We start from the raw sequence: 20,139 nt of genomic DNA on the forward strand, positions 1-20,139 counted from the left end.
GATTCAAAGAGTCATGAGCAATTCTCGATCCAATAGGATCGGAAATTGCTCTAGCGCCGCAGCGCGCGGCGCACCTTGTCTGCCTGGCGCAGGCTGTCGTTGACCGCGCGCGCCTTGATCTTCGAAATGTCCAGGTGGAACGCCAGCCCGACGCTGTCGGCCATGGCCGCGCCGCGCTCGCCCATCGGCTTCTCAGGTCCGACCGTGGTGTCGATTGCGGTCTGGTGCTCGATCTCGGCGTTGATCTCGGCGCCCATCAGCACGACCATCACCGAAAACCAGATCCAGGTCATGAAGGCCACGACCGCGCCCAGCGATCCGTAGGTCACGTCATAATGGGCGACATTGTTCAGGTACCAGGAAAAGCCCAGCGAGCCGATCAGCCAGAACCCGGCGGCCAGCAACGCGCCGACGCTCACCCAGCGCCACCTGGCCCGCGCCCGGCAGGGGCCGTAGCGATAGATGACGCAGAAAGCCCCCGCCGCCATGGCCACCAGGACCAGCCAGCGCAGCGGCGCCCAGATCACCGCCAGTTCGCTCAGGCCCAGGCGCTCGAAGGCGATGGGGGCGGCGATCAGCACCGCCGTCATCACCACCAGGAACAGCAGAGCCCCGAACGTGAAGACATAGGTCAGCAGGGTGCGATTGAAGAAGTTGCGCTTCTCCTGCTCGTCATAGGCCACGTTCAGCCCGTCGAAGAGCGCCTTCATCCCAGCGTTGGCGGACCAGACCGACAAGAGCAGGCTGACCAGGAACGCCACCGACAACGTGGCCGAGGGGCGGTTGGCGAGCCGCAGCATCTGCTCGCCGACGATGTTGATCACCTCGGCCGGGAACACGCTGGCCATGCTGGCCAACTGCTGCTGCACGGCGGCGACGTCGGCGATCAGGCCATAGAGCGAGACGAACACCCCCATGGCCGGGAACAGCGCCAGCAAGGTGTAGAACGTCACCCCGCCGGCCACCGAGGGCAGCCGGTCGCGGCCGATCTCCTGATAGGTGCGCCAGGCGATGTCCTTCCAGCCTTTCGGCGGGATCGCATGGGGACCGTGGGCGCTGCGCCCGCGCCGAGGCTCGGCCTCCTCGAATGCGCGCGGCGTGGCGATGGCGTCGACGCTCAAGCGCCCGCGGACATGCTGGCGACTGCGCCGCCAAAGCTCGGTCATGGCGATGAACCCGACCCAGGGCGCGACGCGCCAGAAAATCCGGGCCGCGCGATCCCACGCCGATCGCTCCTCCGGATCCGTCATCGCCGCCCTTTCTTCACCGCGCCAGACAGGCTGGAACACCCCGATCTTGCCAGCGTTCCGCCGGCCAGACAGCTACCAGCGCAGGCGCGACTGTGCGAAGACACGACCATCGGCTGAACGTTCAGGACGACGAGGGGCACATGACCGGTCACATCGCTGCGCTCTACCGACACCCGGTCAAGGGCTTTACGCCCGAGCGCCTCGACCAGGCCCAACTGACCGTCGGCGGACCCTTCCCCTGCGACCGCCTCTATGCGGTCGAGAACGGCCCCTCCGGCTTCGATCCGGCCGCCCCGGCCTACATCCCCAAGCAGAAGTTCACGGTGCTGATGTCCATCGCCGAGGTGGCCAAGGCCCGCACCCGCTACGACGATGCCAGCGGCGTCCTCACGGCGACCGCGCAGGGCCAGCCTGACTTCAGCGGCTCGCTGCAGCAGGCGCAGGGCCGCGAGGCCTTCGCCGCCTGGCTGAGCGCCCTGCTCGGCGAGGAGGCGCGCGGCGAGCTCAAGGTGCTCGACGCCCCCGGCTACCGGTTCATGGATCACCCGCAGGGCCACGTCTCGATCATCAACCTGGCCAGCGTCCGCGATCTGGAGGCCAGGATCGGCCGGCCGGTGGACCCGCTGCGATTCCGCGGCAACCTCTATGTCGAGGGCTGGCCCGCCTGGGTCGAGAACGACTGGGAGGGCCGCGAACTGATGGTCGGCTTCGCCCGCGCCAAGGTGTTCAAGCCCATCGTCCGCTGCGCCGCCACCCACGTGAACCCGGACACCGCCGAGCGCGACATGGATGTGGTCAAGGCGTTGTTCGACAACTATGGCCACATGAACCTGGGCATCTATGTCCACGTTACCGATTCTGGACGGATCACGGTCGGCGACGCCGCCACCATGCCGTCCCTGGAGCCCGCTGAATGACGCTCACCCTCCTGCAAGCCTGGCAGTCGGCCAAGACGCGCCTGGAGGCCGTCGGTCTCGTCGGGCCGGTGATCGACGCACGCCTGCTGGTCGAGGCCGCCGCCGACGCCACCCGGGCCGATATCGTCACCGATCCTCACCGAGCTCTGACGCCCGAACAGGAGGAACGCCTGAGCGACTACGTCTCGCGTCGCGAACGCCGCGAGCCGGTCAGCCATATCCTCGGCCGCAAGGGCTTCTGGAAGGTCATGCTGGCGGTCAACGCCGACGTCCTGACCCCGCGGCCGGAGACCGAGGTCATCGTCGACTACGTGCTCAAGCAGTTCCCCGAGCAGATGGCCTTCGACATTCTCGACCTCGGCGTCGGCTCGGGCGCGATCATCCTCTCGATCCTAGCCGAACGCCCGGCCGCCAAGGGCTTGGCCACCGACATCTCCGACGAGGCCCTGGCCGTCGCGCGCGAGAACGCATCCAACCTCGGTCTGGCCGGGCGCGTCGCCTTCGCCCGCGGCGACTGGACGGCCGGGCTGCAGGACGCCAGCTTCGATGTCATCGTCTCCAATCCGCCCTACATCGCCAGCGAGGTGATCGAGACGCTGGAGCCGGAGGTGCGCCATTTCGACCCGCGCCTTGCCCTGGATGGCGGTCCCGACGGTCTGGACGCCTATCGCCATCTGGCCCCGGAAATCATGCGCGTGCTGAAGCCGGGCGGCCTTTTCGCCGTCGAGATCGGCTACGACCAGAAGGATCAGGTCGAGGCGCTGTTCAATGAAGCCGGCGGCAGTGACGTCTGGACGATCAAGGATTTGTCGACCAACGACCGCGTCGTCGTGGGCGTGAAAAACCCCTTGGAAACGCGCAAGTGAATCGCTAAGTCTTTATCTCGTCTCCACCCAATTCGCCGGTGCTAGAGGTTCAGGACGCCCTGGGATCACAGGACGTACAACCGCTCCGGCAGGCGCGCAGGCTTAGCGTGTCTCGCGCCTCAAGGTCAGGGCGGACGACGGAGAACACTTACGTCTTCAACACGGACTTACGGGCGAACGGCCCGACCAAGGCGAGAGGATAGACCGCGCGCGCACCGGCGAAAGACCGACGCGGCGGCGGACACAGCGAATGAGAGATTTCAAGGGTATGAAGCGCCAGCGCGGCCGCAATCGCGGTGGCGGCGGCGGCAAGCCGCAGCAGCAGAACGCGAACCGGGCCTTCGACTCCAATGGCCCGGACGGCGTGAAGGTGCGCGGCAACGCCCAGCACGTCTTCGAAAAATACCAGCAGCTCGCCCGGGACGCTTCGTCGTCCGGCGACCGCGTTCTGGCTGAGAACTACCTGCAGCACGCCGAGCACTACTTCCGCGTCGTGCGCGCCATGCAGCCGACCAAGCCCGCCGCCGAGATCCTCGGCCGCGACACCTTCTCCGGCGGCCTCGACATCGACTTCGAGGACGAGAGCGGCGCCCAGGCTGCGGCGGCGGAAGCTGAAGCGGCGGCCAATGAGGCCGCTGAATCGGGCGAGAACAACGAAGTCGAAGGCCAACAGGCCCGCGGCGAGCGTTGGCGCGATCGCGACGACCGCCAGGACCGGCCGCGCGACGACCGTCAGCGCAACGACCGCTTCGAAGGCCGCAACCGCGACCGCAACGACCGCTACCGCGATCGCGACGACCGCCCCCGTGACGACCGTCCGCGGGACGACCGTCCGCGGGACGAGCGCCCCCGCGATGATCGGCCCCGCGCCGAGCGCGAGGATCGCCGCGATCGCGACGACCGTCCGCGCAGCGAGCGTTTCGAAGGCCGTCGTGACCGCGAAGATCGTGGCGAACGTCCGGACCGCGCCGAGCGGACTGAACGGCAGGACCGCCCCGAGCGCGATCCGCTGGCTGTCGTCGAGCCCAAGGCCGCGCCGCTGGTCGCGACCGAACAACAAGCTTCGCCCGTGCTGCGCGACGAGGACGGCGGCGAAAGCCACGCTCCGGCCTTCCTGAAGGCTCCGCGCGCGCCGCGGGCGCCGAAGGCCGAGGCTCCGGCCGCGGCCGAGGGTGAGGAAAAGCCCAAGGCTCGCCGTCGCCGCGCCCCGCGCAGCTTCGAGGGCGGTGAAGCTTCTTCGAACGAGACTGAAGAAGCCTGAGGCCAGCGCCTGGGCTCTGGAAACGATCAACCCCTCCCTCGCGGGAGGGGTTTTTCTTTGCCCTCTAGAACTTGTAGCCGACGCCGAGCCGGAAGCTGCGCCCGGGCAGTGGGGCCAGGTCCTTCAGGAACGAGGCATGCTCGCGCGCCTCGGCGTCGTTGAGGTTCCGCCCTTCCAGGAACAGCCGCAGCTTGCGGTCGGCGAACGGCGTCGCCGACAGGTAGGCGTTGATCATCTGATAGCTGTCGGTCGGCAGCTCGAACTCGGCCACGCGATCCTGCTCGCCCACGTGGCGCAGCTCCAGCTTGCCGGTCCACCAGTCGCCGTCGAACACCGCCCGGCCGGTCACCGACCACGGCGGAATGCGAGCCGGCGGGCCGAGGTCGGTGTCGCCGTGGACGTAGTCGGCCGCGCCCTGCAGCGAGAAGCTGCGCGCGCCGTCCTGCCACAGCCGGAACGAGGCCTCGGCCTCGGCGCCGTAGAAGGTCGCGTCGGTCTGCAGGTAGTCGAAGACCGCAAAGCCGCTCTCCGGGTCGACCTGGCCGTTCGGACGCAGGTCGATAAAGCCGTCGTACTTCACGGCGAAGGCGTGCAGGTCGATCTCCCAGGGGCCCTCGCCATAGTGGACCGTGGCGTCGAGCGAGTAGGAGACCTCCGAATCCAAGTCGGAATTGCCGACCTCGAAGCCGCGGGTCGCCGCATGGGCGCCGTTGGCGAACAGCTCCGCCTCGGTCGGCGCCCGCGCCGCGCGTGAGGCCGACAGCCCCAGGAACCAGCCCTCTGCCGGGCGCAGGAAGCCGCCGATGCTGGCCGAGACGTTGGTGAAGTCGCGCGAGGCGGCGTCGGTCTCCAGCTCCCGGCGGTCGAGCCGCAGGCCGCCCTCGACGCCCCAGGTGTCGTTGTCCAGCCGCTGCAAGGTGAACAGGCCGAGTTCGCGGGTTTCGGTCGAGGGCACATAGGCTTCTTCGCCGACCGCATCGAGCGTCCGCGACAGCGCCTGCAGGCCGACCGCGCCCTGCCAGCCGCCGCGCGCCTTCTGCACCAGCTCGGCCCGCGCTTCCCAGCCCTCGGATAGGAACTGGGTGCCGATATGGCCCCCCTCCAGCTCAGCGTGCTCATAGTCGGCGTAGCCGGCTGAGACCTTGAGCTGGTCGAACAGCCCAAGGTCGAGGTTCAAGCCTCCGCGCAGGTCGTAGCGCGTCTGCTTCAGATCGATCTGGACGCCGCCGTCTTCGTCCTCGTGCCCATGGTCGTGGTCGTGATCTTCACCCGCCTCGTGCGCGTGGCCGGGGACGCCATAGGTCGTGTCCGTGCGCTTGACCGCGACGCCCAGGAAGCCCTTGTCGCCGACATAGGAGACCCCGCCGCCATAGGCGTCCAGCCGCACCGCGGTGTTGGCGACGGTCGAGGGCTCCTTGCCCAGGTACTCCTCGCCCTCGGCGGCCATGAACCGGCGCGACTCCGCCGGCGAGGGAATGTCGTAGTCAGAGCTTTCGCGGTGCAGGCCGTCCAGGCTGAACACCCAGCCGCCGACGCCCGCCTTGACCGAAGCCGACACCGCCGAACCCTCGTCGACGCTCGTGCCCGAGGCCAGCAGGCGGCCATGGACGCCCTCGACCTTGGTGCTCGAAATGCGGTCGTCGATGATGTTGACGATGCCGCCGATCGCCGACCCGCCATAGGCCAGGGCCGAGGGCCCGCGCAGCACCTCGATCCGCTCGGCCTCCTGCGGGTCGTTGGCCACCTGGTGGTCAGGCGACAGCGCCGAGGCGTCGATCATCCCGACGCCGTTGCTCAGCACCAGCACCCGCGGCCCGGCCAGGCCCCGGATCACCGGCCGGCTCGCGCCGGGCCCGAAGAAGGTCGAGCGCACGCCGGGCAGGCCCGACAGAACATCCCCGAGGCCCGCGGAAGGCGCGGCGTCCAGGTCGTCGCGCTTCATGACCTCGACGCTGGTCGTCACCGAGTCCATCGAGACGACATAGGGCGCGGCGGTCACCACCAGCTCGGAGACCTCCTTGGCCGCCTCGGCATGGGCCGATCCCGCGGACAGCGCAGCGGCGCCGGCGGCGGCGAGCAGGTAGGTCTTGGTCATGTGGACGCCTCGGCAAACTCACGGCCGCGGACTTGAAACGGCCGCGCCGTGTTACGAAATAACATCGACCGTTATGAGATAACATAACCATCCGTCAAGCAGCATCGCTTGCGGACCAGCCGGGAGGCAGGTAGCCAAGGCATATGGGAAGCGAGTGTCATCACGCGGACGGCGCGCATCCGGGCCTCAAGGGTCACGCCCTGACCCACGCGCTCGGCGCGGCCGAGACCCGCTGCGTGGCGACGCAGGAGCGGCTGACCGCCCCGCGCCGCCGGGTGCTGGAGCTGCTGCTCGAGGCCGACGGCCCGCAGAAGGCCTATGACCTGATCGCCGCCTTCGGCGAACACGGCGAACCGGCCAAGCCGCCGACCGTCTACCGCGCGCTGGAGTTTCTCGAGCGCCTGGGCTTCGCCCACCGGATCGAGAGCCTGAACGCCTACGTGCCCTGCCGCCACGACGGCGGCGAGCACCGCGCCGCCTTCCTGATCTGCGACTGCTGCGGCGCGGCCCAGGAGTTCGAACCCGACTTCACCGCCCAGCTCGCCGCCGCCGAGGCGGCGGGCTACCAGGTCGCGACCATCACCCTGGAAGCCCGCGGCCGCTGCGCGGCCTGCCGCGGCGGCTAAGGCCGCAGCCGCGCCATCGCGATGGCGTCGACGTGCTCGCCGTCGCGCCAGGCATAGCTACGCATAACCCCCTCGCGCTCGAAACCGAAACGTTCGTAAAGTGCGATGGCGCGGGCGTTGTCGCTCCACACCGTGAGTTCCAAGCGCTGCAGCCCCAGCCAGCGGTCGGCCTGCTCCACGGCCGCCGCCAGCAAGGCCGTGCCGACGCCCCGGCCGGCATAGCCGTCGTGGACCGCCATGCCGAACGTGCCGACCTGACTGCGACGCCCCTCGAGGCGGCTGAGGCCCAGGCTGCCGACGACCTTGCCGCCGATCACCGCGACGAGCATCGTTTGGGTCGCTGACGTAGTCTTGAAACGCTCGCGCCGCGTCGCGACGCTGGTGAACGGGACCTGCATGGTTCCCCAGACGGCGCGGGGCTGGTTCATCGTCTCGGTCAGGTCGGGCACGTCATCCGGCTCGGCGGCTCGGATCAATATCTCGTCTTGGCTCATCGTCTTCTCTCGGTGGGCCGGAGAACGGGGCCATGAAAAAAGCCCCGTCCTTGCGGCGGGGCTGGTGGGGCGAAATGCGGCTGAACGGTCCTAGCGCACGACATCCCTCACCGATCCCGCTTGGGCGGTTCGGCAGGTCATGTGCATAAGGGTCGCGAAAGCGGTCATGCGACCAGCCTAGCCGACAACGTAGATATCTGGAAAGCCGGTGATCGAAGTCACCCCCGCCATCTCCATCTCCGAGGACGAGATCACCGAGCGGTTCATCCGCGCGGCCGGTCCCGGCGGCCAGAACGTCAACAAGGTCTCCACCGCCGTGGAGCTGCGCTTCGATGTCCGCCGTTCGCCCTCGCTGCCCAACGACGTCGCCGTGCGCCTGATGCGGCTGGCCGGGCGCAAGCTGACCCAGGACGGCGTTCTGGTCCTCACGGCAATGAGCTTCCGCACCCAGGAGCGCAACCGCGCCGATGCGCTGGAGCGCCTGCTGGAGCTGATCCGCGAGGCCGCCAAGCCCCCGCCGCCGCCGCGCAAGAAGACCAAGCCGACCAAAGCCTCCCAGAAACGCCGGGTGGAGGCCAAGGTCCGCCGCGGCGGCGTGAAGTCCATGCGCGGCAAGGTCCGAGGCGACGACTAGGGGTAAACCCTTGGCGGTGAGGCTTCCGGATGCGTAAGGTGCGCGCGCCATGTCACGCATTCGTCTGCTCTCCGCCTCCGCCGCCCTCCTGCTCGTCGCCGCCTGCGCGCCGACCCTGGGCCCGCCCCCGCCTCCGCCGCCCGGCGGCGGCCCGGCCACGGCCGGCGTCTTCCGCGCCGAGGACTTCTCGTGGTCGGCCGTGCCCGGCTCTGGCCGCGTCGACGGCCGCCTGACCTACAAGGCCGGCCAGACCCGTTATTCCTGCACCGGCGCCGGCGTGGTGCTGACGCCCGAGACGCCCTGGACGCGTCGGCGGATGAGCATCCTCTACACCTCCGCCGACCGCGCCGCCCTGCCGGCCGACGAGGTCCGCGCCCGCACGCCCTCGGCGCCCAGCGGCGACTACTCGGCCTTCGTCAAGCGCGCGGTCTGCGACGCCAACAGCGCGTTCAGCTTCTCAGGCCTCGCCAACGGCGCCTGGTACGTGATCACCGTCGCCAAGCCGGTCAGCGGCTCGGGCCCCGACATCGCGGTCATGCGCCGGGTCGAGGTCCGTGGCGGCCGCGCCGTGAAGGTCGAGCTCTAGGGGCTCGCCCCTACCCGGAGATAAAAAAACGCCCCGGAGATCGCTCTCCGGGGCGTTTGTCGTTAGTGGACCTTGGCCTTGCCGATCTCCAGGCCGTCGGCATCGGCCCCGACCTGGATCACCGCGCCGTCCTCCAGATCGCCCGCCAGCAGTTTGCGGGCGATCGGGTCGACCAGCTCCTTTTGGATCACCCGCTTCAGCGGCCGGGCGCCATAGACCGGGTCGTAGCCCTTGTCGGCCAGCCAGTGCATGGCCGCCGGATCCAGGGTGATCGACATGCGCCGGTCGGCCAGCAGCTTCTCGACCCGCTGCAACTGGATGGCGACGATGTTGTCCATCTCCCCGCGCCCCAGGCGCTTGAACAGGATGATCTCGTCGATCCGGTTCAGGAACTCGGGCCGGAAGTGGCGGCGCACCACCTCCATCACCATCGGCCGCGCATCCTCGACGTCCTCGCCCTCGGCCTGGTTGGCCAGGAACTCGGACCCCAGGTTCGAGGTCATGATCAGGATGGTGTTGCGGAAGTCGACGGTCCGGCCCTGGCCGTCGGTCAGGCGACCGTCGTCCAGCACCTGCAGCAGCACGTTGAACACGTCCGGGTGGGCCTTCTCGACCTCGTCGAACAGCACGACCTGGTAGGGCCGGCGCCGCACGGCCTCGGTCAGCGCCCCGCCCTCGTCGTAGCCGACATACCCGGGAGGCGCGCCGATCATGCGGCTGACCGAGTGCTTCTCCATGTACTCGGACATGTCGAGGCGGGTGATCGCGCTCTCATCGTCGAACATGAACTCGGCCAGGGCCTTGGTCAGCTCGGTCTTGCCGACCCCGGTGGGGCCGAGGAACAGGAACGAGCCGATCGGCCGGTTGGGGTCCTGCAGGCCGGCGCGGGCTCTACGGACCGCGTCGGACACGGCGACCAGCGCCTCTTCCTGCCCGACCACGCGGCCGCGCAGGGCGTCCTCCATCTGCAGCAGCTTTTCGCGCTCGCCTTCCAGCATCTTGTCGACCGGGATGCCGGTCCAGCGGCTGACCACGGCGGCGATCTGCTCGGCGTCCACCACCTCGGGGCTGATCGGATTTTCGGCCGCTGCCGTCTCTTCCTGCTCCAGCCGGCGCTCCAGGGCCGGGATCTCGCCATAGGCGATCTCCGAGGCGCGCTGCAGGTCGCCGCGGCGCTGGGCCGCGACCAGTTCGGCGCGCAGCCGGTCCAGGGCCTCGCGGGCCTGGGCGGCGGACGAGACCTTGTCCTTCTCCGACTTCCAGCGGGCGGTCATTTCGGCCGAGCGGCCTTCCAGATCGTCCAGCTCGTCTTCCAGCTTCTCCAGCCGCGCCTGCGAGGCGGCGTCCGGCTCCTTGGACAGGGCCTCGCGCTCGATCTTCAGCTGCACGATGCGCCGGTCGATCTCGTCCAGCTCCTCGGGCTTGCTATCGACCGCCATGCGTACGCGGCTGGCGGCCTCGTCGACCAGGTCGATGGCCTTGTCGGGCAGGAAACGGTCGGTGATGTAGCGGTTCGACAGGGTGGCGGCCGCGACGATGGCGCTGTCGGAGATGCGCACCCCGTGGTGCACTTCGTACTTCTCCTTCAGGCCGCGCAGGATCGAGACCGTGTCCTCGACGGTCGGCTCGGAGACGAACACCGGCTGGAACCGGCGGGCCAGGGCTGCGTCCTTCTCGACGTGCTTGCGGTACTCATCCAGCGTGGTCGCGCCGACGCAGTGCAGCTCGCCGCGAGCCAGGGCGGGCTTCAGCAGGTTCGAGGCGTCCATCGCCCCGTCGGTCTTCCCGGCCCCGACCAGGGTGTGCATCTCGTCGATGAACAGCACGATCGAGCCCTCGGCCGCGGTCACCTCGCCGAGCACGGCCTTCAGCCGCTCCTCGAACTCGCCGCGGTACTTCGCGCCGGCGATCAGCGCGCCCATGTCCAGGGCGTGCAGCTGTTTGTCCTTCAGGCTTTCGGGCACGTCGCCGTTGACGATGCGCAGGGCCAGGCCCTCGACGATCGCCGTCTTGCCGACGCCCGGTTCGCCGATCAGCACCGGATTGTTCTTGGTCCGGCGGCTCAGCACCTGGATCGTGCGGCGGATCTCCTCGTCGCGGCCGATCACCGGGTCGAGCTTGCCGTCGCGCGCGGCCTGGGTCAGGTCGCGGGCATAGCGCTTGAGCGCGTCGTAGCCTTCCTCGGCCGAGGCTGAGTCGGCGGTCTTGCCCTTGCGCATGGCCTTGGCGGCTTCTTCCAGGGCCGCGGCGTTGGCGCCGGCGTCCTTCAGGGCCTTGGCAGCGTCGCCGCCTTCCTTGGCGATGGCGATCAGCAGCCGCTCGGTGGTGACGAAGGCGTCGCCGCCGGCCTTCGCCCCGGCCTCGGCCTCGGCGAAGATGCGCGCGGTCTCGGGCGCCATGTAGAGCTGGCCCGAACCGCCCTCAACCTTCGGCCGCTTGGCCAGCAGGTCGTCGGCGGCCTTGTCGGCCGCGTCGGGACGTCCGCCCGCGCTCTGGATTAGGGCGCGGCTGAGGCCGTCCTTTTCTTCAAGCAGCACCTTCAAAAGGTGCTCGGGCGCGAGTTGTTGGTGGCGGCGCGCCAGCGCCAGGCTCTGGGCCGACTGGATCGCCTGCTTGGCGCGGTCGGAATAGAGATCGATGTTCATGCGTTCCCCTCGATAGGCGGATTGGCGTGACCGCCTTCATCAAGCACGGCCGCGCCTCGACGGGATGTAGTGTGGCGATTTCGCCACACAACAGGGACCGTCCCGAAATCAGCTCGGCGGGTTGTTCTTCTCCAGGAACATCGTCACCGCATTGAGCATCCGCAATCGGGTTTCGCCCCGAGACAGCCAATGATCCTCGCCGTTCATGACCACCATCTCGGCCGGATTGCCGGCCTTCTCCAGCGCGCGCTGCATGATGGCGCTCTGCTCCAGCGGCACCACCGTGTCGTCGCGGCCATGCACAAGCAGGATCGGCGTCGTCACCCCCTCGACCTTCTCGGCCGGCGACAGCGCGCGCAGCACCGGGTCGTCGGGATCGTCCGCGCCCATGAAGCGGATCCAGTACTTCTGCGCCGTGCGCCCCTTGTTGGTCTTCGACCAGCCGACCATCCGGCGCAGGTCGGACACCCCCGCGACCGACGCCGCGCAGCGATAGACGCCGCGATCCAGCGTCGCCCCGGCCAGGGCCGCATAGCCGCCGTAGCTCGCCCCGACGATGCAGACCCGCGCAGGATCGATAAGGCCCTGCCCGGCCAGATGCCGCACGCCGTCGGAGAGGTCGGTCTGCATCTTGCGCCCCCATTGGCCGTATCCAGCCTGCAGGTGCTGCGCGCCAAATCCGGCGGAGCCGCGGAAATTGACCTGCAGCACGGCATAGCCGCGCGAGGCAAGCGCCTGCGACCACCAGTCAAAGGTCGGCGTATCGCGTGCCGCCGGCCCGCCGTGGGCCAGCACCACCAGCGGCAGCATTTTGGCCTCTCGGCCACGCGGCAGGGTCAGGTAGCCGCTCAGCTCCAGGCCGTCGGCGGCCTTGAAGCGCACCGGCTTCACCTGTGCGATGTCGGCTTCAGCCAGCCCGCGATAGACCGATCCGATCCAGTCCGCGCGCTTGGTCTTCCAGTCGACATAGGCGATCCCGGCCCCCTCGGTCGGGGAATCCACCCGAATGATCATCCGCTCGCGGTTGTTCGACCACGAGAGCAGTTGCACATGCTGGCCGCGATAGGCCGCCTCGATCGACCGCCACAGCCTCTGGTCCTGCGGGGCGAAGAAGTCGTAGCGGTATTCATCGCCGACCAGCGCCCGCGATCCGACCAGGTGATGGCCGCCAGGGTCAAAGATCAGCTGGGAGCCGCTGATCGTCTTGATCGGCTCGCCGCTGGTGCCGTCGACGTTGAGCTCCCGCAGCACCCGCTGGTCGTCTTCCTCGTCGAACAGCAGGATCGAGCGGCCATCCCGACCCAGCCCGGCCAGGATCGGGCGATCGAGATAGCCTTCCGAGCGCATGACCTCCTTCCAGCCGACCTGTTGCTTGATCTTCAGCGTCCAGACGCCGCTGACATAGTCGAAGGCCGAGGCCGCCAGCGGCTGGCCATCGGCCCCGACCACCCAATCCTCGCTGTAGGGAAAGCCCTCGTGGACCATCTTCGAGGCGCCGGACTTCAGGTTGATCTGATAGAGCGCCATGCGCCCTCGGCCGCCGCTGTCGAAGCGGACGCCGGTGACGAACACCGCCGGCTTGCCGTCGACGGTGCGCCTCACCGGCGAGCCGACCACGATGTTGAGACCCCGCTCGACATCGCGCATCAGCCGCATCTGCCGGTTGGTCTCGACGTCGAACAGGACGACGGTCGTGTATTCCTGGCGCGGCGCGATCACGTTGGGGATCGTCGCGGTCGTGCTGGCGGTGATCAGCAGGTGTTGGGGGCTCGCCCAGTCGAGGTCACGCACCTTGGCGGCGCCGGCGTGGATGACGTTGTCCTTGCCGGTGGCGATGTCCTTGACGACGATCTGCCGGTCCTCGCCGGTCGTCAGGATGACCGCGAACCGCGCGCCGTCCGGCGAAATCGCCGCCGCCTCGATGCTCGGCAGTTTGCCGTAGGCCTCAAGCGGCGCGGCCATGGCGATGGTCGCGGTCGCCAGACAGGCGGCCGCCAGCGCAAGCACTCTGATGAGCACGTCGTTCCTCCCCCCGGATCACGGAAACTGTGGCTGAGCCGATCAGTTTCCGCAACCCGAAGTTGGATCGCGCAATCTATTGGCGCGCCAGTTCCGCGGCTCCGACCGCGTCGCCGTCCAGGGCCTGGTCGGCGTCCATGGTCACCGTCACCGTCCGCAGCGCGCCGCTGAACTTGAACGGCTCGGCATAGTCGCCGACCGCGCTGCCGCGATCACGGCCGATGTCCAGGCCCGACCACGAGATCAGGGTCATGAAGCCCAGATGGGTGGCGACCTCGCCCGCCGGGCGGCCGTCGATGCTGAGGATGAAGCGCCGCCCGTCGCCCTGGACGCACTGCACGCCCAGCCGCCGCCGCCCCGGCGCCACCGCCACGTCCGAGCTGACCGTGGTGCGCAGCCCGCCGACGTTCAGGGTGTGATGCAGCCGCCCGTCACGCACGAACAGCGAATAGCCGCTGGTCGCGTCGCCGTGGGCGATCAGCACCCCCTCGTCGCCCTCGCCCAGGGTCACGTCGGCCTCGATGAAGTACGAGCGCGAGCGCACATCGGGGGCGCAGTCGCTGGGCACGTGCCCCATGCCCTTGTGGAACACGAACTGTTTGCGCGCGCCCTGGTGGCGCAGGGCGTTCTCGGCGAAGCGCGGCCCGAAGCGGTCGTCCAGCGGTAGGACGTTGCACCGCTCCGCCTGGGCCCACCATTCGTCGACCAGCGCCGCCAGCCGTTCCGGCTCGACCTGCGCCAGGTCCCGGGTTTCCGAGAAGTCGGCGTCGAGGTGGTAGAGCTCCCAGACGTCCTTGTCGAAGGGCGCGCCCGGCGGGTGGAACGCCACCGCCTTCCAGCCGTCCTTCCAGAGACCGCGGTGGCCGAACATCTCGAAGTACTGCGCCGAACTCTTGGCCGGCGCCTGCGGGTCAGTCAGCGAGGCGGCGAAGCTCTCGCCTTCCATCGGGGTCTGCGGAACCCCAGCGATCACCTGCGGCGAGGAGAGGCCGAGCAGCTCCAGCAAGGTCGGGGTCAGGTCGCAGGCATGGGCGAACTGGCCGCGGGTTTCGCCGCGGGCGGCGATCCCGTTCTTCCAGCTGATCACCAGCGGGTCGCGGATGCCGCCGCCGTGGGTGTTCTGCTTGTAGCGACGCAAGGGCGTGTTCGAGGCCTGGGCCCAGCCGAACGGGAAATTCGAGTGGCTGTCGGGCCCGCCGATGTCTTCGATCCGCGCCAGCTTCTCGGGCATCGGTTCGAACTTCATGTTGTAGGGCCCCATGGCGTTGACGAAGCCGAGCGGCCCGCCCTCCTGGCTGGCGCCGTTGTCCGACAACACCAGGATCAGGGTGTCGTCCTTCACGCCGGCCTGCTCGAGGAAGTCCACCAGCCGCGCCAGATGCCGGTCGGCGTGGTCCAGCATGCCGGCGAAGGCGCTCTGCAGGCGGGTGAACACCTTCTGCTCCTCGGGCGAGTGATCGGCCCAGGCCTTCACCCCGTCGTTGCGCGGCGGCAGCTGGGTGTCCGGCGGCACGATCCCCATCGCCTTCTGCCGCTCCAGCCGGCGCTCGCGCTCGACGTCCCAGCCGGCCTCGAACACCTCGTCATAGCTTCGGATGATGTCCATCGGTGCCTGGTGGGGCGCGTGGCAGGCGCCCAAAGCCAGCCACAGCAGCCACGGCTGGTCCGGCGCATCGGCGATATGGTCGGCGACGAAGCGGATGCTCTCGTCCACTAGGTCCTCGGTCAGGTGATAGCCGTCGCGGTAGCCGCCCGGCGGGTCGACCGGGGTGTTGTCGCGCACCAGCTCGGGCGAGAACTGGTCGGTCTCGGCGTCCATGAAGCCGTAATAGCGGTTGAAGCCGCGGCCCAGCGGCCAGCCGTCATAGGGCCCGGCCGCGCCCGTCTGGTTGACCGGCGTCGCGTGCCACTTGCCGACCATGTAGGTCCCATAGCCCTGGCCGCGCAGGATCTCGGGCAAGGTGCCGGCCTCCCTGGCGATCTTGCCGCGATAGCCGGGGAAGCCTGAGTCGAAGTTGGCCAAGCAGCCCATGCCCACCGAGTGATGGTTGCGCCCGGTCAGCAGCGCCGCTCGCGTAGTCGAGCACATCGCGGTCGTGTGGAAGCCGGTGTAGCGCAGACCCTCGGCCGCCAGCTTGTCGATCGTCGGCGTCCGGATCGGCGAGCCGTAGCAGCCGAAGTCCGAGAACCCGACGTCGTCGAACAACACGACCAGGATGTTCGGCGCCCCCGCCGGCGGCTTAACCTTCGGCGGCCAATACGGGACCGAGTCCGCCAGGGTGCGACCAACCTTCGCCGCGTCACGCGATCCAGACATATGACAGACTCCATGCCAATTTATTGAAATGTGGCTCCTGGGCCACGGTTTGGCAAGTCGCTGATCGCCGTTCTGCAACCCGCCGCGGGCTGATAGGGTTTGTGAAACAGCCGATCCGCGCGCGGATCCTCCGGAACAATGAGCACCCCATGACCCGGCTGACCCTCCTGGCGGCGACCACGGCCGCAACAGCCCTCCTGTCCACTTCAGCGCACGCGGCGGGCTACTACCTGCAGGAACAGTCGGTGAAGGGCACGGGACGCGCCTATTCCGGAGAGGTCGCCGACCAGGGCGTTTCCTCGCTCTGGTGGAACCCGGCCGCCATCGCCCGCTCGGGGCGCGAGGCCTATGTCGGCCTGCATGCGGTGTTCGTCGACGCCACGGTCAGAAACGAAGGATCGACCATCACCTATCCGAACGGGCTGACCATCCCGATCCAGGGCGAGCCGCGCGCCTTCAGTCCGATCCAGGACGGCGTCGCGCCGAACTTCGCCATCGCCACCCCGATCGGCGATCGCTTCGCGCTCGGCCTGTCGGTGGCCGCGCCCTTCAACTTCACCACCGAGTACCGCAAGTCGTCATGGGCGCGGTACGACGCCCTGACCTCGCGGCTGACCACCGCCGACATCCAGGTGACTGGCGCAATGAAGGTCACCGAATGGCTCGACCTCGGGGCCGGGGTCAGCGCCCAGTACACCGACGCCAAGCTGCAGACCGCCTATCCGAACCTCTCGCCGCTGCTCGCCGACGGCATCTCCCAGCTCAGCGGCGACGGCTGGGACTTCGGCTGGACCGTGGGCGCCCAGGCCTATTTCGGCCCGGTCACGCTGGGCGCCAGCTACCGCTCGAAGGTCGAGCACGACCTCGACGGCGATGTCCTGGTCGCGGGCCTGGTCGGTCCCCTGGCCCCGGTCAACCGCGAGGTCAACGGCTCGGCCGCCTTCACCACGCCCTGGATCGCCACCCTCGGCGCCCGCTGGCAAGCCACCGACAAGCTCGCCCTCAACGCCCAGGTTCAGCGCATCGGCTGGAGCGAGTTCGAATCGATCGACGTGAAATTCGCCGGCGGCGGCGAAAACCTGTTCCAGGGCTATGAGGACGTCACCTCCGGCGGCGTCGGCCTCGACTACGCGGTCAACGACAAGCTGACCCTGCGCGCCGGCGTGCAATACGACCCGACCCCGACGCCCGACGCGGCCCGCACCGCGCGGGTGCCGGACGGCGACCGGTGGCTCTACGGGGTCGGCGCCACCGCCGACGTCATGAACGGGCTGAAGGTCGATGCGGCGTTCGCCTACATCGATTTCGCCAATTCCGACGTCCACCACGACACAGCGTTCTACGAGGGCACGCCTGCGGCCACCACCACCCGCCTGCGCGGCGAGGTCGAGGGCTCCGGCTACGTGCTGTCGCTGGGTCTGCGGAAGACGTTCTAAGCTGACCACGCTCCGAGTGTCATCCCGGTTTGCGAAGCAAGACCGGGATCCATTCGCGCCGAGCCAGAAGGACTGCCGCCGACATCAGGTGTTCATGGGTCCCGGTCTTCGGCCTACGGCCGAAACCGGGATGACACTTGGAGCATGACCTACTTCTGGTTCGCGTAGAGCTTGACCACCTCGTAGAGGAAGTCGCGGCCCTCATAGAGCGAGCGCACGCGCATCTTCTCGTTCAGCCCGTGGGCGCCGTTGCCGGTCGGCTCGCTGAACATCCCGGTCAGGCCGTAGGTCGGCACCCCGACCGCGTTCAGGAACCGGCCGTCGGTGGCGCCGGTCGCCATCACCGGCACGATCGGCACGCCCGGCCACAGCTTGGCCGAGACCGTCTCGACCGGCCCCATGATCTGCTTGTTCAGCACCGGCGGCGGAGTGACCGGGCTCGGCTCGCCGACCGTCGTGACCTTGATCGCCGGGTCGGCCAGCGCCTTGACCAGGGCCTCGCGGGTGGCCTCGACGCCCTCGCCCGGCAGGATCCGGCAGTTGACGTTGGCCCGCGCCCGCTGCGGCAGGGCGTTGGGCGCATGGCCGGCGTTGACCATGGTCGCCACGCAGGTGGTCCGCATCATCGAATTGCGGCCCGGATCGCGGGCCACAGCCGCCACCGCCGCGGCGCTGGACGGATCCTTGGCGACGGCGGCCATCGCCTCGCCCATCGGCCCGCCCTCGATCTTGGCCATCTGGATGAAGTTGCCGCGCACAGCGTCGTTCAGCTTCACCGGGAAGTCGTACTCGCCCAGCCGCGCCAGCCCCTGCGACAGGTGATAGATCGCATTGTCGCGCACCGGCGCCGAGGAGTGGCCGCCCGGATTGGTCACTTCCAGGGTATAGTCCTGATAGACCTTCTCGCCGGCCTGCACGCCCAGCGAGACCCGCTGCCCCTGGGCGTCCAGCCGCCCGCCCGCGCCCTCGTTGAGCACGAAGGCGGCGTCCATCAGATCGCGGTGGTTCTTGATCAGGTACTGGACGCCGTTGAAGGTGTCGGGCGTCTCCTCGCCGCAGGTCAGCGCCATGCGGATCGTCCGCTTCGGCTTGAAACCCTCGGTCTTGTAGCGGGCCAGGGTGTCGACCCAGACCGCGGCCTGGGCTTTGTCGTCGGCCGCGCCGCGGGCGTAGAAGAAGCCGTTTTCCTCGACCAGCTTGAACGGGTCGCGCTCCCAGTCGGCGCGGTTGGCCTCGACCACGTCGATGTGCGCCAGCAGCAAGATCGGCTTGGCCTTGGCGTCGGTCCCCTTCAGCGTCGCCACCAGATTGCCGTCCTTGGGCCGGTCCGGCGAGACGATGATCTGCAGGTCCGCGTCGGCGAACCCAGCGCTCTTCAGCCGCGCGGCCATGGCCTCCGACGCCGCAGTGCAGCTGCCGACCGACAGGGTGGTGTTGATCTCGATCAGCTCTTTGTAGAGCTCGCGGAACGCCAGCTGGTCAGGACGCGGGCTCTGGGCCATCGCCGGCGAGGCGACAGCGGCGGCCGCCAAGGCGGCGGCGGTGAAGGTACGGATCATTGACGCTCCCCATGAACTGGCGGGGAGCCTATGGGGCGTCCGGCGCGGCGGCAAGGCAGATGCTCCCCCCTCTGGGGGAGCTGGGAGCGTTCAGTTCACGTCCGACTTCTTCGGCGGCGCCGGCGGCAGCGGGGCGATCTGGATGCCGTCGTCCTTCAGCGCCTTGATCTCGGCCGGGCTGGCCTCGCCATAGATGCCGCGGTCTTCCGAGCGGCCCTCGTGGATGGCGCGGGCCTCGCCGGCGAAGGCGTCGCCGACATAGTCGAAGTTCTCCTCGACGTGGGCGCGGACCTTGCCCATCGCCTCCATGACCATCGAGCGCACCTGCGGCGGCAGGTCGGCGGCCTGGGACTTCTTGGTGCCGGCCACGGAGGGAGCCATGATCTGCTTCTCCACGGCCCGGCTCTCGCAGACCGGGCACGCGACCAAGCCGCGCGCCGACTGGTCATCGAAGTCGCCGGATGAGCCGAACCAGCCCTCGAACGCGTGGGCGTGCTCGCAGATGAGCGCGTAGCGGATCATGCGATAGATATAGGCGCTGCAAAGCTCCGCGCATTGGGCAAGGCCGGGATCGCCGCCCGCGCCTTGGCCACCGCCGCCAGGTCCAGGTCGGCGATCAGCACGCCCGGCTCGTCGTGGTCGAGCTTGCCCAGCAGCTCGCCCCACGGGCCGATGGCAAGGGTGCGGCCCCAGGTGCCGCGGCCGTCCTCGTGGAACCCGCCCTGGGCCGGCGCCAGCACAAAGCTGCCGGTCTCGATGGCGCGCGCGCGCAGCAGCGTCTCCCAGTGCGCCTCGCCGGTCGGCCGGGTGAAGGCGGCCGGTGTCACGATCACCTCGGCCCCGGCCAGGGCCAGGGCTCGGTACAGCGCTGGGAAGCGCACGTCGTAGCAGATGGTCAGCCCCAGCTTCAGCTCGCCGGCCAGCGCCGCCACGGCCTGCTCGCCGGGTTCGTAGGTCTCGCTCTCGCGCGCGGTCTCGCCGGTCGGCAGGTCCACGTCGAACATGTGCAGCTTGTCGTAGGTGGCGGCGATCTGGCCCTGCGGCGTGATCAGCGCCGCGCGGTTGGCGGCCTTGCCGTCCGGCCGCCTCACCATCGCCGAACCGATCAGGATGGTGACGGAAAGCTCGGCGGCCAGCGCCTGTAGACCCTGCACGACAAGATCGTCCTCCAGCAGGGCCAACTGCGGCAGCAGCGCGGCCTTGTCCTTCTGCAGGATGTTGGTCCCCTCGGGCGTAGCGATGAAGCTCGCGCCGTCGGCCGCCGCCTGCCGGATCAGCGGCGTCACGTGCGCCAGCGCCGCAGCGTGGCTGGCGGGGGTTCTGGTCTGGATCAGGCCGACGCGCAGGGTCATTCGCTACTCCGCTCATCCCCGCGCAGGCGGGGATCCAAGCCGATGCTCAGCTTAGGCTCCCGCTTTCGCGGGAGTGAGCGGA

General features: G+C 69.0%; 16 protein-coding genes. 7 read left to right on the forward strand and 9 right to left on the reverse strand.

What is annotated here, in order from left to right:
- Positions 1 to 50: 50 nt before the first annotated feature.
- The gene (locus O4N75_RS17690) at positions 51 to 1,250 is read right to left on the reverse strand and encodes a YihY/virulence factor BrkB family protein (RefSeq protein WP_269626761.1); all 1,200 of its coding nucleotides are present in this window, start codon (positions 1,248 to 1,250) and stop codon (positions 51 to 53) included.
- Between the two features lie 140 nt (positions 1,251 to 1,390).
- On the opposite strand from O4N75_RS17690, the gene O4N75_RS17695 reads away from it, so the two are divergent.
- From O4N75_RS17695 to O4N75_RS17705, 3 genes are all read left to right on the forward strand, one after another.
- Positions 1,391 to 2,167 carry an MOSC N-terminal beta barrel domain-containing protein gene (locus O4N75_RS17695; protein WP_269626762.1) on the forward strand — a complete coding sequence of 259 codons (777 nt, stop codon included), beginning with the start codon at positions 1,391 to 1,393 and terminating at the stop codon, positions 2,165 to 2,167.
- Positions 2,164 to 3,033, forward strand: a complete 870-nt coding sequence (prmC, locus tag O4N75_RS17700; protein WP_269626763.1) for a peptide chain release factor N(5)-glutamine methyltransferase — start codon at positions 2,164 to 2,166, stop codon at positions 3,031 to 3,033. Before O4N75_RS17695 ends, prmC begins: the two co-directional genes overlap by 4 nt.
- Before the next feature lie 250 nt (positions 3,034 to 3,283).
- Complete coding sequence (locus tag O4N75_RS17705; protein WP_269626764.1) at positions 3,284 to 4,294, forward strand: DUF4167 domain-containing protein; 1,011 nt, start codon at positions 3,284 to 3,286, stop codon at positions 4,292 to 4,294.
- A gap of 64 nt (positions 4,295 to 4,358) precedes the next feature.
- On the opposite strand, the gene O4N75_RS17710 is transcribed toward O4N75_RS17705, so the two are convergent.
- The gene (locus tag O4N75_RS17710; protein ID WP_269626765.1) at positions 4,359 to 6,389 is read right to left on the reverse strand and encodes a TonB-dependent receptor; all 2,031 of its coding nucleotides are present in this window, start codon (positions 6,387 to 6,389) and stop codon (positions 4,359 to 4,361) included.
- 143 nt (positions 6,390 to 6,532) lie between these two features.
- Between O4N75_RS17710 and O4N75_RS17715 the strand changes: the two genes are divergently transcribed.
- Positions 6,533 to 7,015, forward strand: a complete 483-nt coding sequence (locus O4N75_RS17715) for a Fur family transcriptional regulator (RefSeq protein ID WP_269626766.1) — start codon at positions 6,533 to 6,535, stop codon at positions 7,013 to 7,015.
- On the opposite strand, the gene O4N75_RS17720 is transcribed toward O4N75_RS17715, so the two are convergent.
- Positions 7,012 to 7,509 (reverse strand): GNAT family N-acetyltransferase, encoded by a 498-nt coding sequence (locus tag O4N75_RS17720; protein ID WP_269626767.1) that lies wholly within the window; start codon positions 7,507 to 7,509, stop codon positions 7,012 to 7,014. The genes O4N75_RS17715 and O4N75_RS17720 overlap by 4 nt on opposite strands.
- A 208-nt stretch (positions 7,510 to 7,717) precedes the next feature.
- Here O4N75_RS17720 and arfB point away from each other — a divergent pair, with 208 nt between their 5' ends.
- Both arfB and O4N75_RS17730 read left to right on the forward strand, forming a co-directional pair.
- Positions 7,718 to 8,143, forward strand: a complete 426-nt coding sequence (arfB, locus tag O4N75_RS17725; protein ID WP_269626768.1) for an alternative ribosome rescue aminoacyl-tRNA hydrolase ArfB — start codon at positions 7,718 to 7,720, stop codon at positions 8,141 to 8,143.
- A 49-nt stretch (positions 8,144 to 8,192) separates the two neighbouring features.
- The gene (locus O4N75_RS17730; RefSeq protein WP_269626769.1) at positions 8,193 to 8,729 is read left to right on the forward strand and encodes a hypothetical protein; all 537 of its coding nucleotides are present in this window, start codon (positions 8,193 to 8,195) and stop codon (positions 8,727 to 8,729) included.
- Between the two features lie 62 nt (positions 8,730 to 8,791).
- Here the strand turns inward: O4N75_RS17730 and clpB are convergent, their stop codons facing one another.
- The 3 genes from clpB to O4N75_RS17745 all read right to left on the reverse strand — a co-directional run bounded on the left by clpB (position 8,792) and on the right by O4N75_RS17745 (position 15,710).
- A complete protein-coding gene (clpB, locus tag O4N75_RS17735; protein WP_269626770.1) occupies positions 8,792 to 11,374 on the reverse strand; it encodes an ATP-dependent chaperone ClpB in 2,583 nt (860 codons plus the stop codon).
- 108 nt (positions 11,375 to 11,482) lie between these two features.
- A complete protein-coding gene (locus tag O4N75_RS17740) occupies positions 11,483 to 13,393 on the reverse strand; it encodes a S9 family peptidase (RefSeq protein ID WP_269626771.1) in 1,911 nt (636 codons plus the stop codon).
- Between the two features lie 76 nt (positions 13,394 to 13,469).
- Complete coding sequence (locus O4N75_RS17745) at positions 13,470 to 15,710, reverse strand: arylsulfatase (RefSeq protein ID WP_269626772.1); 2,241 nt, start codon at positions 15,708 to 15,710, stop codon at positions 13,470 to 13,472.
- A 149-nt stretch (positions 15,711 to 15,859) separates the two neighbouring features.
- On the opposite strand from O4N75_RS17745, the gene O4N75_RS17750 reads away from it, so the two are divergent.
- Positions 15,860 to 17,146 carry an outer membrane protein transport protein gene (locus O4N75_RS17750; RefSeq protein WP_269626773.1) on the forward strand — a complete coding sequence of 429 codons (1,287 nt, stop codon included), beginning with the start codon at positions 15,860 to 15,862 and terminating at the stop codon, positions 17,144 to 17,146.
- A gap of 149 nt (positions 17,147 to 17,295) precedes the next feature.
- Here the strand turns inward: O4N75_RS17750 and O4N75_RS17755 are convergent, their stop codons facing one another.
- The 3 genes from O4N75_RS17755 to O4N75_RS17765 form a co-directional block, all read right to left on the reverse strand.
- Complete coding sequence (locus tag O4N75_RS17755; RefSeq protein WP_269626775.1) at positions 17,296 to 18,705, reverse strand: M20/M25/M40 family metallo-hydrolase; 1,410 nt, start codon at positions 18,703 to 18,705, stop codon at positions 17,296 to 17,298.
- A 90-nt stretch (positions 18,706 to 18,795) separates the two neighbouring features.
- Positions 18,796 to 19,227, reverse strand: a complete 432-nt coding sequence (locus O4N75_RS17760; protein ID WP_267232575.1) for a DUF1178 family protein — start codon at positions 19,225 to 19,227, stop codon at positions 18,796 to 18,798.
- Entirely contained in the window at positions 19,224 to 20,057 is an 834-nt protein-coding gene (locus O4N75_RS17765; RefSeq protein ID WP_269626776.1) for a carbon-nitrogen hydrolase family protein, read from the reverse strand. The genes O4N75_RS17760 and O4N75_RS17765 overlap by 4 nt, the downstream gene beginning before the upstream one ends.
- Positions 20,058 to 20,139: the final 82 nt, after the last annotated feature.

This window comes from Phenylobacterium sp. NIBR 498073 (genome assembly GCF_027286305.1).
In the GTDB taxonomy this organism is placed as follows: Bacteria; Pseudomonadota; Alphaproteobacteria; order Caulobacterales; family Caulobacteraceae; genus Phenylobacterium.